Source organism: Micromonospora sp. NPDC048839 (genome assembly GCF_040649915.1).
Classification (GTDB): Bacteria; Actinomycetota; Actinomycetes; order Mycobacteriales; family Micromonosporaceae; genus Micromonospora.
On the sequence record NZ_JBEZGL010000011.1, the window covers coordinates 64,142 to 79,164 of the forward strand.

12 protein-coding genes and 1 pseudogene are annotated in these 15,023 nt (G+C 73.0%); 4 read left to right on the forward strand and 9 right to left on the reverse strand.

What is annotated here, in order from left to right:
* Position 1 precedes the first annotated feature (1 nt).
* A complete protein-coding gene (locus AB0C25_RS21440) occupies positions 2–496 on the forward strand; it encodes a universal stress protein (RefSeq protein WP_357375691.1) in 495 nt (164 codons plus the stop codon).
* A 42-nt stretch (positions 497–538) separates the two neighbouring features.
* Entirely contained in the window at positions 539–1,069 is a 531-nt protein-coding gene (locus AB0C25_RS21445; RefSeq protein ID WP_357375693.1) for a DinB family protein, read from the forward strand.
* Positions 1,070–1,082: 13 nt separating this feature from the next.
* Here the strand turns inward: AB0C25_RS21445 and AB0C25_RS21450 are convergent, their stop codons facing one another.
* The 3 genes from AB0C25_RS21450 to AB0C25_RS21460 all read right to left on the reverse strand — a co-directional run bounded on the left by AB0C25_RS21450 (position 1,083) and on the right by AB0C25_RS21460 (position 5,869).
* A complete protein-coding gene (locus AB0C25_RS21450) occupies positions 1,083–1,703 on the reverse strand; it encodes an HAD-IA family hydrolase (protein WP_357250465.1) in 621 nt (206 codons plus the stop codon).
* Complete coding sequence (gene smc, locus AB0C25_RS21455; RefSeq protein ID WP_357375695.1) at positions 1,703–5,317, reverse strand: chromosome segregation protein SMC; 3,615 nt, start codon at positions 5,315–5,317, stop codon at positions 1,703–1,705. The genes AB0C25_RS21450 and smc overlap by 1 nt, the downstream gene beginning before the upstream one ends.
* Positions 5,318–5,674: 357 nt before the next feature.
* A complete protein-coding gene (locus AB0C25_RS21460) occupies positions 5,675–5,869 on the reverse strand; it encodes a hypothetical protein (RefSeq protein ID WP_030487463.1) in 195 nt (64 codons plus the stop codon).
* 373 nt (positions 5,870–6,242) lie between these two features.
* Between AB0C25_RS21460 and AB0C25_RS21465 the strand changes: the two genes are divergently transcribed.
* Together AB0C25_RS21465 and AB0C25_RS21470 are read left to right on the forward strand one after the other, a co-directional pair.
* Positions 6,243–7,592, forward strand: a complete 1,350-nt coding sequence (locus tag AB0C25_RS21465; RefSeq protein WP_357375697.1) for a CAP domain-containing protein — start codon at positions 6,243–6,245, stop codon at positions 7,590–7,592.
* 117 nt (positions 7,593–7,709) lie between these two features.
* Positions 7,710–8,552, forward strand: a complete 843-nt coding sequence (locus tag AB0C25_RS21470) for an endo alpha-1,4 polygalactosaminidase (protein ID WP_357375699.1) — start codon at positions 7,710–7,712, stop codon at positions 8,550–8,552.
* Between the two features lie 251 nt (positions 8,553–8,803).
* Here the strand turns inward: AB0C25_RS21470 and AB0C25_RS21475 are convergent, their stop codons facing one another.
* From AB0C25_RS21475 to AB0C25_RS21500, 6 genes and pseudogenes are all read right to left on the reverse strand, one after another.
* Complete coding sequence (locus AB0C25_RS21475; protein WP_357375701.1) at positions 8,804–11,023, reverse strand: MMPL family transporter; 2,220 nt, start codon at positions 11,021–11,023, stop codon at positions 8,804–8,806.
* Between the two features lie 221 nt (positions 11,024–11,244).
* Entirely contained in the window at positions 11,245–12,102 is an 858-nt protein-coding gene (gene mutM / locus AB0C25_RS21480) for a bifunctional DNA-formamidopyrimidine glycosylase/DNA-(apurinic or apyrimidinic site) lyase (RefSeq protein WP_357250480.1), read from the reverse strand.
* Positions 12,103–12,436: 334 nt separating this feature from the next.
* A pseudogene (gene rnc / locus AB0C25_RS21485) lies at positions 12,437–13,144 on the reverse strand (ribonuclease III); the annotation flags it as partial.
* Positions 13,141–14,127 carry a phosphate acyltransferase PlsX gene (locus tag AB0C25_RS21490; RefSeq protein ID WP_357375703.1) on the reverse strand — a complete coding sequence of 329 codons (987 nt, stop codon included), beginning with the start codon at positions 14,125–14,127 and terminating at the stop codon, positions 13,141–13,143. The gene AB0C25_RS21490 and the pseudogene rnc, both read right to left, overlap by 4 nt.
* Positions 14,128–14,241: 114 nt before the next feature.
* The gene (gene rpmF, locus AB0C25_RS21495; protein WP_252416735.1) at positions 14,242–14,415 is read right to left on the reverse strand and encodes a 50S ribosomal protein L32; all 174 of its coding nucleotides are present in this window, start codon (positions 14,413–14,415) and stop codon (positions 14,242–14,244) included.
* A gap of 5 nt (positions 14,416–14,420) precedes the next feature.
* The gene (locus AB0C25_RS21500) at positions 14,421–14,984 is read right to left on the reverse strand and encodes a YceD family protein (protein ID WP_110562455.1); all 564 of its coding nucleotides are present in this window, start codon (positions 14,982–14,984) and stop codon (positions 14,421–14,423) included.
* Positions 14,985–15,023 lie beyond the last annotated feature (39 nt).

Sequence of the window (15,023 nt, forward strand, 5' to 3'; positions counted from 1 at the left end):
CATGAGCGTGGGAGCACCGGACCGCGAGGAGTACGGCCCCCGGACCCGAACACTGCCGTTCGAGCGCGGCACGGACGGTCCCCGGGTGGTCATGGTGGGCGTCGACGGCACCCGCACCTCCGAGCGGGCCGGTGCCTACGCCGCCGGCCTGGCCCGCCGGCAGGGCGCCGCCCTGGTGGTGGTCTTCGTCGGCTCGGCGAGCGGGCTGACCGCGCTGGTGCCCGGTATGGACGCCGGAGCGGTCCAGCGCACCCACGACGAGCTGGCCGGCGAGCTGCGCCGGGAGTGCCGGCGAGCGGCCGAGCAGTGGGGCATCCCGGTGACCTTCCTGTTCCGACGCGGCGACGCGTACGGCGAGTTGTGCGCGGCGGCCGACGAGTTCCAGGCCGACATGGTCGTGGTGGGCACCTCCGAGCAGGCCGGTCACCGGCTGGTCGGCTCGGTCGCCACCCGTCTGGTCCGCACCGGCCGCTGGCCCGTCGTCGTGGTGCCCTGAAAACCTGTCGCGACTGTCGTACCCGAGCCCCAGGATGGCCCGATGACGACATGGACGGCACCAAAGATCGACCGCACCCACGAGCCCCTCGTAGCTGACGAGCGCACCATGCTGGAGGGCTGGCTCGACTACCACCGCGACACCCTGCTGCACAAGTGCGCCGGCCTGACCGCCGAGCAGCTACGCACGGCGAGTGTCGAGCCGTCCGGCCTGAGCCTGCTCGGGTTGGTCCTGCACATGACCGAGGTCGAGCGTTCCTGGTTCCGCCAGCGCTTCGCCGGCCAGGACCTGCCCGACCTCTACGACTTCGACGCCGACAACGACGCTGAGTTCCACGCCGCGGCCGACGCCGACCCGGAGGCCGCCTTCGCCGCCTTCCGTGCCGAGGTCGACGCGGCCCGGGCCGCGACCGCCGGCCGGTCCCTGGACGAGACGTTCACGCTGACCCGCCACGACGGCAACCCCACCTTCAACCTGCGCTGGGCGTACGTGCACATGATCGAGGAGTACGCCCGGCACAACGGTCACGCCGACCTGATCCGGGAACGCATCGACGGCGTCACCGGCGACTGAGAGACTGACCGGCTCAGTAGTCCAGGGCCGCCCGCAGGTAACGCAGGTCGGCGTGGCCGCCCCAGCGGTGCGCCGACAGCCCGGCGGCGCGGGCGCCCCGCACGGCCCAGTCCTCGTCGTCGACGAAGAGGACCCGGGCCGGCGGGGTGGCCAGCGCCACGCAGGCGGCCTGGAAGTACTCCGGGGCCGGCTTGTGCACGCCGATCGTGGAGGAGTTGACCACCACGTCCAGCTCGCCGACCAGGCCGAGCGCGGCCAGGTCGGCGTCGAGCAGGTCGGTGGCGTTGGTGCCCAGCCCGACCCGGACGCCCGCCGCGCGGACCTCGCGGACGAACGCCAGCACCTCCTGGTCGACCTCGCCCCGGTAGCCCTGCCACTGCTCGACGGCGGCGCGGGCCCGTTCCGGGCTGCCCACCGACTCGGCCAGGGCGTCCGCCACGCTGCTCATCCACTCGGCGTGGCTGACCTGGCCGGTGAGCACCGGCTGGAGCCGCCCCCACTGCATGGCGATCTCACCGAGCACCCCCTCGGAGAGGCCGTACTCCCGCTCGACAACGGCGGCCACCGCCGGGTCCCACCGGCGCAGTACGCCGTCGAAGTCCAGCAGGAGCGCCGTCGCGCGTTCCCGAGCCACTACCCGTTCTCCTCGCCGCGGCGGTGCCGCTGGTCGTCCTCGTCGGCCCGGTTGAGCCGTTGGCTGATCACCTGGGTGACCCCGCTGCGCATGGTCACTCCGTAGAGCGCGTCGGCGATCTCCATCGTCCGCTTCTGGTGCGTGATGACGATCAGCTGACTCTTCTCCCGCAACTGTGCCAGCAACGTGATCAACCGGCCCAGGTTCACGTCGTCCAGGGCCGCCTCCACCTCGTCCATGATGTAGAACGGGCTGGGCCGGGCGCGGAAGATCGCCACCAGCATGGCCACCGCGGTCAGCGACCGCTCGCCACCGGAGAGCAGGGACAGCCGCTTGATCTTCTTGCCCGGTGGGCGGGCCTCCACCTCGACGCCGGTGGTGAGCAGGTCGTCGGGGTCGGTGAGGATCAGTCGGCCCTCGCCGCCGGGGAAGAGCACGGTGAACACCTGCTCGAACTCCCGGGCGGTGTCCTCGAAGGCACTGGCGAAGACCTCCAGGATCCGCTCGTCCACGTCCTTGACCACGGTGAGCAGGTCCCGACGGGTTGCCTTGAGGTCCTCCAGCTGCTCGGAGAGGAACTTGAAGCGCTCCTCCAGCGCGGCGAACTCCTCAAGCGCGAGCGGGTTGACCTTGCCGAGCAGGGCCAGCTCGCGTTCCGCCTTGGCGGCCCGCTTCTCCTGCACCGGCCGCTCGTAGCGCACCGGCTCGGGCACCGGCAGGCCGTCGCGCTCGGCCGCCGCCACGTCCACCGGGGTCGGTGGTACGGGCTGGGTGGGGCCGTACTCGGCGACAAGCGTCTCCACGTCCAGCCCGAAGTCCTCGGCGGCCTTCGCCTCCAACTGCTCGATGCGCAGCCGCTGCTCCGCTCGGGCCACCTCGTCGCGGTGCACCTGGCTGGTCAGCCGCTCCAGCTCAGCGCCGAGCCGCTTGGCGGCCCCGCGTACCTCCTGCAGCTCGGCCTCCCGGGCGGCGCGTTCCCGGGCGACCGCGTCCCGGTGTTCCTCGGCCGTCGCGATCGAGGTGGTGAGTCGGGTGAGCGCCTCGCGGGCGCCGCCGGCGACGGCGCGGGCGATGCCCGCGCCCCGGGTGCGCGCGGCGCGCTGGGCCGCGGCGCGTTCGCGGGCGGCCCTCTCCGCGGTGGCCTGCCGGGTCAGCGAGTCGGCCCGGCCGGCGATCGAGGAGACCCGCTCCTCGGCGGTACGCACGGCGAGCCGGACCTCCATCTCGTTCTGCCGGGCCTGCGGCACCATGGCGGCGAGTTGGTCGCGTTCCTCGCTGGACGGCTCGGCGTCGACCGGGGTCTCCTCGGCCAGCCGCAGCCGTTCCTCCAGCTCGGCGAGTGCGGTGAGGTCCCGCTGCCGGGCCGCCTCGGCGCGGGAGTGGGATTCGCCGAGCCGGTCGGTCTCCGCCTTCGCCGAGCGGGCCGCCGCGCCCAGCTCGGCCAACCGGCGGGCGGCGGCGTTGCGGTGACTCTCCGCCTCGCGCTTCTCGGCGGCGGCGTGCTGTACGGCCTCCTTGGCGGCGGCCACCTCGGCGCGCGCCTCGACGAGCTGGTCACGCAGTTCCGCGCCACCGCGCTCGGCGGTGAGCCGGTTGCTGCGGGCCTCCTCGACCGCCGCCTGCACCTCGATGTAGCTGGGGGCCTTGGCCGACCCACCGGCCGCCGCGTACGCCCCCACCACGTCACCGTCCGGGGTGACCGCCCGCAGTTCGGGGTTGCTGGCGACCAGGTCGGCCGCCGCGGCGAGATCGTCGACGAGCGCCACGTCCCGCAGTGCCCGGTGCACCGCCGGACGCAGCTCGTCGCCGCACTCCACCAGGTCGGGCGCCCACCTGGCGGCGTCGGGCAGCTTCGGGCGCAGCGCGTCGGCGGAGCCGGTCATGCCGGGTCCCGCCGGGCTGCCGACGAGCAGACCGGCCCGGCCGGCGTCGGAGATCTTCAGCAGCCGCATCGCCTCGACGGCCTCGTCCACACCGCTGACGGCGACCGCGTCGGCGAGACCGCCGAGCGCGGCGGCCAGCGCCGCCTCGTGGCCGGGCGCGACGGTGAGCAGCCCGGCGAGGCTGCCGAGCAGGCCGGGCACGTCGTCGGCGCGGGCGAGCAGCGCCCCGGCGCCGTCCTTGCGCCGCAGCCCCAGGGCGAGCGCCTCCTCCCGGGCCTTCCAGGTGGCGGCGTCCTTCTCCGCCGTCCGTTCGGCGTCGGCAAGCGATCGCACGGTGGCCTGCGCCCGCTCCTGCACGGCGACCGCTTCGGCATGCCGGGCGTCCAGGTCCGCGTTGTCCCGGTCGGCCTCGGTGGACTGGGCGGCCACCGCGTCCAGGTCGGCCTGCGCCTGCTCGGCGCGGCCCAGAGCGTCGGCGTGCGCGACGGCGAGCCGTTCGATCTCCTCGCCGGCGCTTGTCGTCCGGGCGCGGGCCGAGTTGACCTGACCGGTGAGCCGGGCCATCCCCTCGCGCCGGTCGGCGATGGCCTTGGCCGCGGCGACCAGTTCCCGCTCGGCGGCGGCGAGCTGCCGTTCCAGCTCCTGGCGGTGCTCGACCGCCTCGGCCAGGCGGATCTGGTCGTCGGTGAGCGCCGCGCGCAGCTCCTCCTCCTGCTCGCGGACGCGTTCCGCCTCGGCCTCCAGCTGGTCCGGGTCGCGGCCGGGCCGTTCGTCGTCGCCGCTGGCGCTGAGGTGCCGCAGCCGCTCCCGGGCCAACTGCTCGATCGAACGGAAGCGTTCCTGGAGGGCGGACAGCTTGTACCAGGTGTCCTGGGCGGCGGCGAGCAGCGGAGCGTCCTCCGCGAGAGCGGCCTCCAGCTCGCCGAGCCGGCCCTGCACCTCCACGTGCTCGCCCTCGATCTGCTCACGCCGTTCCCGCAGCGCCGTCTCGTCGGCGATCTCCCGGTCCAGGGTGGTCCGCAGGGTGGCCAGGTCGTCGGCGAGCAGGCGCAGCCGGGCGTCGCGCAGGTTGGCCTGGATGGCGGCCGCCCGGCGGGCCACCTCGGCCTGGCGGCCCAGCGGTTTGAGCTGGCGGCGCAGCTCGGCGGTGAGGTCGGTGAGGCGGTTGAGGTTGGTCTGCATCGCGTCGAGCTTGCGCAGCGCCTTTTCCTTGCGCTTGCGGTGCTTGAGGACGCCGGCCGCCTCCTCGATGAACGACCGTCGGTCCTCCGGCTTGGCGTGCAGCATGCCGTCGAGGCGGCCCTGCCCGACGATGATGTGCATCTCCCGGCCGATGCCGGAGTCGGACAGCAGCTCCTGGATGTCGAGCAGTCGGCAGGTGTTGCCGTTGATCTCGTACTCACTCTCGCCGGAGCGGAACATCCGGCGGGTGATGGAGACCTCGGTGTACTCGATCGGCAGCGCGCCGTCGGTGTTGTCGATGGTGAGGGTGACCTCGGCACGGCCCAGCGGCGCGCGGCCGGCGGTGCCGGCGAAGATGACATCCTCCATCTTGCCGCCCCGCAGCGCCTTGGCGCCCTGCTCGCCGAGCACCCAGGCGATGGCGTCGACGACGTTGGACTTGCCGGAGCCGTTCGGGCCCACCACGCAGGTGATCCCGGGCTCCAGCTTCAACGTCGTGGCGGAGGCGAAGGATTTGAAGCCCTTCACCGTCAGGCTCTTGAGATACACCTTCTCGATCCTCGTCCGGGGGCCGCCGTACCGTCGCCGGCTGTGGGGACCTGGGTGAACTCGCAGACTAACCCGGTGGTGGGAGCGGTCGGGCACGCGACCCGCCCCGGGCCGCGTGCAGCCCCGGGCGCGAGACGTGGGTCCGCCGTTGTTCTGTCGATCACGTCAGGGACGAGGGCCGTTCATGATCGCTTATCGCTGGGCGTGCTATTCGGATACCGAGGACGCGGTAAGGGCGGAACCGGCCGCAAGATCACAATTAGCCGGCGCCGAAAGGGGCCGGACAGTGTTGCGCGCCGGCACACAGGTGTCGGCGCGCATTTTGCGAGAGTGCGATTCAGTTTTGCGACACGAAGATCAGGTCAACGCCGGCTCGGCCAGACGGAGCAGATCGTCTGCCTCCGCCGCAGCCGCCGCAAGCCGATCATTGTCGGCACGCAACCGGGTGATCTCGAACTCCAGTGCCTGAACCCTGGAACGCAGTCGGGTGACCTCGTCGAGCAGACGCCGGTCGGGCGCTGCACCTACGTGGCCGTAGAGGGCCTTCGCCATGCTGACTCCTTGATATGCGCTGCCGGAAAGGCCGGACCAACGCGCGCCCATTTGTACGCGGCTGTCATTCCAGGCTGTATCTGGGCATGACCGGGCGCGACTGGCGACACCTATATATTGAGCCGCAAACCCCTCCTTCGTCAAGTTCTCGCAGGCCGTAGATCATCTCTACGTCGACCTGTCCACTTGTCGGGGGGCTGCCGCAATGGCACGGACACTCTCTGTCCGGACGCCTTTACTGTACGCCCGGATCCACGGAATTCCGCACCCTGGCGTCCGACTTCCCCTTAACTCTTCCTTAGCCACGTTGCCGCAGGTCGCGGGCGCGCCGTAGCGTCACCCCGGCCCGCAACCGACCCGTGGAGGCATAGGCGTGTACGGCTGGACCGACCCGATGGACCCGAACGGCGCCTCCCGGCGCGCCGAGCGGCCGACCGACGAGCCGAACTGGCTGCACGACCGTCCGGAGCCCCGCTCGGCCTACCTGTTCGGTGACGACCCGAACCAGCCCGGCGACGGGTGGCACCGGGAGCAGCCCCCGACCGGCTGGCAGTCGGACCCAGAGACCTCCGGCGGGCCGGCCGACGCTCAGACCGCCGCCTCCTGGCCGGACCAGCACCCGGAGCACGAGCCGACCGAGGGCTGGCACGACACCCGCCCGGCTGGGGCGGCCACCGGGGGCTGGCACGACAGCGGACCCGGCGGCCCGACCACCGACGCCTGGCACGACGGCAGCCCGACCGGGGCGGCCGCTGACGCCTGGCACGACGATCGCCCGGCCGGGGCGGCCGCCGACTCCTGGCACGGCGGCAGCCCCGACGGGCCGCCCAGCCACGGCTGGCACAGTGACGCCGGCACGGAGACGACTGGTGGTTGGCGACCCGACGCCGGCCCGGAGACGACCGATGACTGGCCCGCCGGCACCGACCGGCCCAGCGAGGGACGACACCGCTCCCGCCGGCGTTGGCGACGGCCGGTGCTGATCGGTGGGGCCGCCGCGGCGGCCACCCTCGTGGTGAGTCTCGGCGTCGGCGCGCTCGGACTGCCCGGCGGTGACGACGGGGCCAGCCGGCCGACGGCCGTCGACGACACCTTCGCCCCGTCGACGACGCCGACCGAGGAGCCGACCCTCGACACCCTCGCGGCACCGTCCCCGACCAGCACGCCCAGCCCGACCCCGCCGAGCCCGACACCGAGCAGAGTCGTCAAGCCCACCCCGGAGGCGTCGCGTACCACCGCCGCGTCACGGCGCGGCGCGGCGCGCACCAGCGCGCCGGCCACGAGCAACGGCTCCAACGGTTCGAGCGGCTCCAGCGGGCCGAGCGAGCCGAGCGGCACGGTCAGCGCCCAGGCCCGTGAGGTGGTGGACCTGGTCAACGCCGAGCGTGCCAAGGCCGGCTGCGGGGCACTGAGCATCGACGACAAGTTGATGACCGCCGCCCAGAAGCACAGCCAGGACCAGGCCGACCACAAGAACATGTCGCACACGGGCAGCGACGGCAGCAACGCCGGCACGCGGCTGGACCGGGTCGGCTACGCCTGGCGCACGTACGGCGAGAACGTGGCCTGGAACCAGCAGACTCCGGCTGCGGTGATGGACGCCTGGATGAACAGCTCCGGTCACCGGGCCAACATTCTGAACTGCGCGTTCACCGAGATCGGTGTCGGGATCGCCACCAGCAACGGGCCGTACTGGACCCAGGTCTTCGCGGCGCCGCGCTGACCGCGCGTCGTTCGCGCCCCCGCGCTCGTTTGACCCGGTGAGGTACGCCGGGCCGGAGCGTGGGGGCGGCGTACCGGTGCGGGCGGCGACGGGCCGTCCGGGACCCGGGAGCTGCCGATGCGGATCCGGCCGCGGCGACGCGTCGCCGTACGCCCACTGCGCCGTGTCCTGTCGGCCGGCGTCGCACTCGTCCTGGTGGTGCCGGCGTACGGATGCCGACCCGAGCTGACCCCGCCCGGCGCGCCCACCCCGTGGCCGGCCGCGTCGGCCCGCACCTGGCAGTGGCAGTGGCAGCTCACCGGCCCGCTCGACCCGACTGTGGAATCGGACGTCTTCCTGCTCGACCCGGTGGTCACCACCGCCGCGCAGACCGCCGAGCTGCGGTCCCGGGACCGCCGGCTGATCTGCCAGGTGCACGTCGGGGCGGTCGGCACCGCCGACCCGGACGCCAGCCGGTTCCCGGACATCGTCCAGGGCTCGACCGGGCGTCGGCCCGGCAGCCGGTGGCTGGACGTACGGAGCTGGGACGCGCTCGAGCCGGTGCTGGCCGACCGTTTTCGACTCTGCCGGGGCAAGGGCTTCGGCGCGGTGGCGCTCGCCGACGCCGACGGGTACGCGTCCCGCACCGGCTTCCCCCTCGACTTCGACGACCAACTGCTGTTCAACCGCCGACTCGCCGAACTGGCCCGCTCACTGAGCCTCTCCCCCGGGCTGGTCAACGACGTGCCCCAGCTCGCCGCACTGGCTCCGGACTTCGACTTCGTCGTCAACGAGGAGTGTGTCCGGCTGGGCCAGTGCGCCAAGTTGCTGCCGTTCGTCGACGCCGGCAAACCGGTCTTCCACGTGGAGTACGCCAGCTCGACCGACGAGTTCTGCGTCACCACCGTCGGCTACGGCTTCGCGTCGATCCGCAAGGACCGTCCGTTGGACGCCTGGCGGGAAGCCTGCCCCCTGCCCTGACACGGCGGTGGCCGGGCCGCGATCGCCGCCCGGCCACACCCCCCGCCCCGCCCTCGCCCGGCCCAGCCGCCGCTGCCCAGCCCGCCGCTTGATCGACTCGACTTTCATGATGTCGCGGTATCAAGCGGCCTGGGATAGCGCGACATCAATGAAACCGAGTTGATCAAGCGGCGAGGGCGGGACGACGTGGGCGGGCACGGCGGAGGTGGGGACGCCGTGGGCGGTGCGCCGTGGGCGGTGCCCCGGGGCGGTCAGGAGACCGGGACCAGCTCCGGGGTGGCGGCCGGCGGGTCGGCCGGAGCGGCCGCCGGGCGGGGGCGCAGGAAACGCGGGGCCCACCAGTTGGCATCGCCGAGCATGGTCATCAACGCCGGCAGCACCACTCCCCGGATGATCGTGGCGTCCAGCAGGATCGCCGCGGCCAGACCGATGCCGAGTTGCTTCATGTCGATCGTGCTCAGCGTGGCGAAGATCGAGAACACGCCGACCATCACGATCGCCGCGCTGGTCACCACCCCCGCCGACGAGGTGATCCCGTACGACACGGCCTCGCGGTTGGGCATGCCGGCCCGGATCCCCTCGCGGATCCGACTGACCACGAACACGTGGTAGTCCATCGAGAGGCCGAAGAGCACCACGAAGAGGAACAGCGGCAGCCAGGACACGATCGCGCCCATCGAGGTGAAGCCGAGCAGACCCTCGGCCCACTCGCCCTGGAAGACAAGCACCAGCAGCCCGTACGCGGCGCCGACGGAGAGCAGGTTCAACGCGATCGAGCTGGCCGCGACCACCACCGACCGGAACGTGAACACCATGACCAGGAAGGTCAGCACCAGCACGAAGCCCATCACCAGCGGCAACTTGTCCCGGACGTGGTCCGCGTAGTCCACATTCTCGGCCACGCCGCCGCCGACCGCGTACTCGATGCCGGGGATGTCCCGCAGCTCGGCCGGGACCAGGTCCCCGCGCAGCTTCTCCAACGACTGCACCGACCGGTCGTCCCGACTGGTGTACGGGGTGGCGACGTCGAGCACCGACACCCGCCGGTCGGCCGACACCTCGATCTTCGGTCCGTCCGCCTCGGCCGGGGCGAACAGCGGATCCCCGGCGGCCCGGGTGGCCAGGTCGGTGAGCGCGGCGTGGACCCGGTCGGCCTGCTCGGCCGGTGCCCGGACGGCCACCACGTGGTTGGTGCCGTTGCTCGGGAACGCGGCGGTGAGCCGGTCGTACGCCTGCATGGCCGGGGTGGTGCGCGGCAGGTCCTCCGAGCCGGGGAACTTCAGCTTCATGCCGAGCGCCGGCGCGGCCAGTGCGAGCAGCAGGCCGACCGAGATGACGAGCGTCACCACCGGAGCGCGCAGCGCCGGCCGCAGCACTGCGGGCCAGAGCCGGGGCGGGCGGGGCTCGCCGTGCCGGTCGGTGCGCGGGGCGGTCAGTCGCCAGAGCAGCGGCACCCGGGGCCGGTCGACCCAGCGGCCGAGCCTGGCCAGCAGGGCGGGCAGCACGGTCAGCGAACCGGTCACGGCCACGGCGACCACCAGGATCGAGCCGATGGCCAGGGACGAGAAGACCACGTCACCGGCGAGCAGCAGCCCGGCCATCGCGATGATCACGGCAATGCCGGAGACCACCACGGCGTGCCCGGAGGTCTCCGCGGCGATCTCCACCGCGTCCAGGCCGGAGCGGCCCTTGGCCCGTTCCTCCCGCTCGCGGCGAATGTAGAACAGCGAGTAGTCGACCCCCACCGCCATCCCGATCAGCAGGATCACCGGTGCCGTGGTGTCGGTGGCCGGCACCAGGTGCGAGGCGAGCGTGGAAAGGCCCATCGCGGCGGCGACCGAGGAGAGCGCCAGCAGCACCGGGACGCTGGCCGCGATCAACGCGCCGAACGCGATGATCAGGATGGCCAGGGTGACCGGCAGGCTGAGCAGCTCGGCACGCTTGAAGTCCTTGCCCAGGGTGTCGTCGAGCGCCTGGCCGATCGACGGCCCGCCGACCTGCTCCACCCGCACCTGTGGGTGCGCGGCCTGCACGGCGGCGGTGGCGTCGCGCAGCGGCTGGACCCGATCCGAGGCGGTCTCCGGGTCGCCGGACATGGTGATCGGCAGCAGCAGAGCCGAACCGTCCCGGGCGGTGACCGGCTGACCCACCTCGGCGACCCCGGTGACCGTACGCAGCCGGGCTGCCGCGTCGTCGGCCGCCGCCTTCGCCGCCGCCGGGTCCAGTGCCCCGCCCCGCGCGGTGACGAGCACGTTGTCCACTGCCGGATCGTCGAAGTTTCCGGCGTCCACGATCAGGCCGGCCCGCCCCACCTCGCCGATCCCCTCGTCGGCGCTGGTGGCCTCGTTGAGGCCGGCGGCGCTGCCACCGACGAAGCACACCGCCACGAACACGACCCACAGTGCGATCGCCCGCCACGGGTGCTCGGCGCTCCACCGCGCCAGCCGCACCGTCACCGGTCTTCTCCCCATCTCGGGTCCCCCTGTCACGTCAACCCCCTGTCAACGGTGCTGACGTTAGGTGCGTGACGAGGCGGTCACATCGGGGAACGGCCCTGGCCCGCCCCGGAGCCGTTACACCGAGGGCGATTGGCCCACCAGACGGGCATCAGACGCGATTCGGGCGTACACCGGGGTGCGGCCCGGAGGGTCCGGCCGCGACCCGCCGGTGCCGACCCGGAGCCGACTCCGGGTCATCCCCGAAGGGAACCCCTGGGCCGTGGCTGGCAGCGCGGGCAACTGTACGAGGACCGGTTCATGAACGCCTCGCGGCGGATCGGCGCTCCGCACCGCCGGCACGGCTCGCCCTCGCGACCGTAGGCGTTCAGTTCGCGGTCGAAGTAGCCGCTCTCACCGTTGACGTTGACGTAGAGGGCGTCGAAGCTGGTGCCGCCCACGTTGATCGCCTCGGCGAGCACGTCGCGGACGTGGCCGAGCAGGCGCTGCGCGGCCGGCCCGGTCAGCGCGTCGGTGGGTCGGCCGCCGTGCAGCCCGGCACGCCACAGCGCCTCGTCGGCGTAGATGTTGCCCACCCCGGAGATCAGGGTCTGGTCGAGCAGTGCCCGCTTCACCTCGGTGTGCCGGCGGCGCAGCGCGGCGACGAACTCCGCGTCGGAGAACTCCGGGTCCATCGGGTCGCGGGCGATGTGCGCGATCTCGTCGGGCAGTTCGGCGCCGCCCTCGCTCACCGACAGCCCGCCGAACGTGCGCTGGTCGACGAAGCGCAGCTCCGGCCCGTCGTCGGTGAACCGGAACCGGACCCGCAGATGGGTCTCGTCCGCGGTGCCGGGTGGCTGGAGCAGCAGCTGACCGGACATCCCGAGGTGCCCGATGATCGCGTCGCCGCTGTCCAGTGGCAGCCACAGGTACTTGCCGCGACGGCGAACGTCCAGCACGGTCCGGCCGGCGAGCACGTCGGCGAAGTGCACGCCGCCGGGGACGTGCCGACGCACGGCGCGCGGGTGACGGACCTCGACGGAGGCGATCCGACGGCCGATGACCCACTGGGCCAACCCCTGCCGGACGGTCTCCACCTCGGGTAGCTCAGGCACGCCGCAGGCCCGTCTCGTGGCCGTCGGCACCCCCGGCCGGCAGGGCCTGCGCCAGGTGGTCGGCCTGCTCGTCCTGGGCAGCCCGCCCGGCACGTTCCAACGGCCCGAACGGCTCCTCCCGGTCGGCCGAACCGTCCGGGTCGATCAGCTGGCCCCGACCGTCGTCGCCGGTCCGACCGTCGTCGCCGCCGGTCCGGTCGTCGCCGCCGGTCCGGTCGTCGCCGCCGGTCCGGTCGTCGCCGCCGGTCCGGTCGTCGCCGGCGCCACCATCGTCGCCGGCCCGGCCGTCCTGGCCGTCGTCGCCGGCCTGGCCGTCGTCGCCGGCCTGGCCGTTCTGCTCGGCCAGCGTTCGCCACGCGGCCTCGGCAGCCCGCTGCTCGGCTTCCTTCTTGCTGCGCCCCTCGGCGCCGCCGTACCGGTTGCCGGCCACCACCACCCAGGCGGTGAACGTCTTGAGGTGATCCGGGCCGGTGCCCTCGATCCGATACTCCGGAACGCCGAGCCCGAGCGCCGCCGTCAGCTCCTGGAGGCTCGTCTTCCAGTCCAGTGCGGCGCCCCGACCGGCCGACTCGGCCATCAACGGGTCGAAGAGCCGGTGGATGACGATCCCGGTGGTGTCCAACCCGTACTGGAGGTAGATCGCCCCGAGCAGCGCTTCGAGCGTGTCGGCGAGGATGCTCGCCTTGTCCCGGCCACCTGTGGTCTCCTCGCCCTTGCCGAGCAGCAGGTACGCGCCGAGGCCGTCCGGGCCCAGGCCACGCGCCACGTCGGCGAGCGCCCGCATGTTGACCACGCTGGCCCGCAGCTTGGCCAACTGCCCCTCGGGCAGGTCCGGGTGGTTGTGGAAGAGCGCGGTGGTGATCACCACGCCGAGCACCGAGTCGCCGAGGAACTCCAGCCGCTCGTTGGTGGGCAGCCCGCCGTTCTCGTACGCGTACGAGCGGTGGGTCAGGGCGCGCTCCAGCAGCTCGGGTTCCAGGCTCACGCCGAACGCGGCTTCCAGATGACCGACGGACGCCCGCCGCCGCTTGTCGTTGCTCATGATGTGCGTACCTCGGTGTCGGTGGAGCGGTCGGTGCGGTCCATCGCGGCGTCGCCGTCGAGCAACGCCGAGACCAGATCGGTGGCGCGCCGCCGCCACAGGTGGGCGGCGAGGGCGATGCCGGAGGCGACATCGTCGGCGCGGGCGGAACCGTGGCAGACGACCACCGTCCCCGCGACGCCCAGCAGGGCGGCCGCGCGGGGCGCGCCGCCCTCCGCGGGCGGGCCACCGGCCATCGCGTACGCGCCTTCGATGGCTTTGAGCAGCACGTTACCGGTGAAGCCGTCGGTGACGACCACATCGACGCGCGCGCCGAGGGTGACGTCGTACCCCTCGACCAGGCCGACGTAGCGCGCCCCACCGGGCAGCGGCTCGACGGCGAGCAACGGGTCGGTGGCCCGACGGACCCGGTCGCCCTTGCCGGCCTCGGTGCCGACCGAGAGCAGCCCGACCCGCGGCGCGGCGATCGAGTGCGCCACCGCGGCGTACGCGGCGCCGAGCACGGCGTGGCGGGCCAGGGTGGCCGGGCGGGGTTCCAGCGAGCCGCCGACGTCGAGGAGCACGACCGGGCCGGCCACGGTGGGCAGGGTCGCGGCGAGCGCGGGTTGGCGGATCTCCGGCCAGCGGCCGAGGCCGAGCACGGCGGCGGTGACGGTGGCACCGGTGGCACCTGCGGAGACCAGGGCGTCGGCGGTCCCGTCGCGCACGGCGGTGACCGCCGCCCGGACCGTGCTCTCCGCGCGGGCGGCGCTGGGATGGTCGGCCATGCCAACGACATCGCGGACGGGCCGCACCGTGATCCGCGCACGTTGCGGCGGATCGAGGGCAGCAATCAGCTCGTCGGCGACCTCGGCCGGGCCGACGAGGAGCAGGTGCAGGTCAGGGTCGGCGCGCATGGCCCGCAGAGCGCCGTCAACCACGACGGCGGGAGCGTCGTCCCCGCCGAGGAGGTCAACGGCGATCCGCGCGGTGCCCGGCTCCATCGGAACGCCGGCCGGAGTGGGCCGGCCAGCGTCGGAGGAAGCCGGGGCACCGGGCGAATGCCAGGGTGCGCGCGCCGCCCGACCTGAGGTCGGGGGCGTCACTCGGCGTCCAGGTCAGACCTCGAGAACCTGGCGGCCGTTGTAGGTGCCGCAGACGGAGCAGGCGGCGTGCGGCAGCTTCGGGGACTTGCACTGCGGGCACGCGATGGTCGCGACCACCGTCGCCTTCCAGTTCGCCCGGCGGGACCGGGTGTTGCTGCGCGACATCTTGCGCTTCGGGACGGCCACGGTTCTTACTCCTCTGTAACGGTCAGTTGCGACAGGCCCGCCCAACGCGGGTCGATCTGCTGGTGACTGTGGTCGGCCGGCAGATCGTCCCAGTGCGCCCCACATTCGGGGCACAACCCTGGGCAGTCCTCCCGGCAGAGCGGGTTGGTCGGCAGCGTGAGCACCAACGCGTCCCGCAGCGCCGGCTCCAGGTCGATCAGATCGCCCTGCATCCGGCCCACCTCGTCCTCGTCGGTCGTGGCGTCCGTGGTGCTGTCCTCGTACGCGTACAGCTCCTGGATCGTCACGCCCATCGAGTCGTTGATCTCGCGCAGGCAACGGCCGCACTCGCCCCGGACGGGACCGGTGATGGTCCCGGAGACGAGCACGCCCTCGGACACCGACTGCAACCTCAGATCGAGGTCGAGGTCCGCGCCCTCCGGCACGCCGATCAACTCCACACCGAGGTCCGCCGGTGCCGGCACGACCCGCTGGACCTCACGCAACGCACCAGGGCGGCGCGGCAGGTCTCTCGTGTCGAGGACCAGCGGCGACCTGGGGTTGAGTGTCGATGGCGAGTGCTTGGGCATAGTCAGACTCCGGCCGGTGAGAGGCCGACAAAAAAGGTT

Coding starts and splice junctions, on each gene's coding strand:
- AB0C25_RS21440 (WP_357375691.1), top strand. CDS start 2: ATGAGCGTGGGAGCACCGGACCGCGAGGAGTACGGCCCCCGGACCCGA.
- AB0C25_RS21445 (WP_357375693.1), top strand. CDS start 539: ATGACGACATGGACGGCACCAAAGATCGACCGCACCCACGAGCCCCTC.
- AB0C25_RS21460 (WP_030487463.1), bottom strand. CDS start 5,869: ATGGCGAAGGCCCTCTACGGCCACGTAGGTGCAGCGCCCGACCGGCGT.
- AB0C25_RS21470 (WP_357375699.1), top strand. CDS start 7,710: ATGCGGATCCGGCCGCGGCGACGCGTCGCCGTACGCCCACTGCGCCGT.
- AB0C25_RS21475 (WP_357375701.1), bottom strand. CDS start 11,023: ATGGGGAGAAGACCGGTGACGGTGCGGCTGGCGCGGTGGAGCGCCGAG.
- AB0C25_RS21490 (WP_357375703.1), bottom strand. CDS start 14,127: ATGGAGCCGGGCACCGCGCGGATCGCCGTTGACCTCCTCGGCGGGGAC.
- AB0C25_RS21500 (WP_110562455.1), bottom strand. CDS start 14,984: ATGCCCAAGCACTCGCCATCGACACTCAACCCCAGGTCGCCGCTGGTC.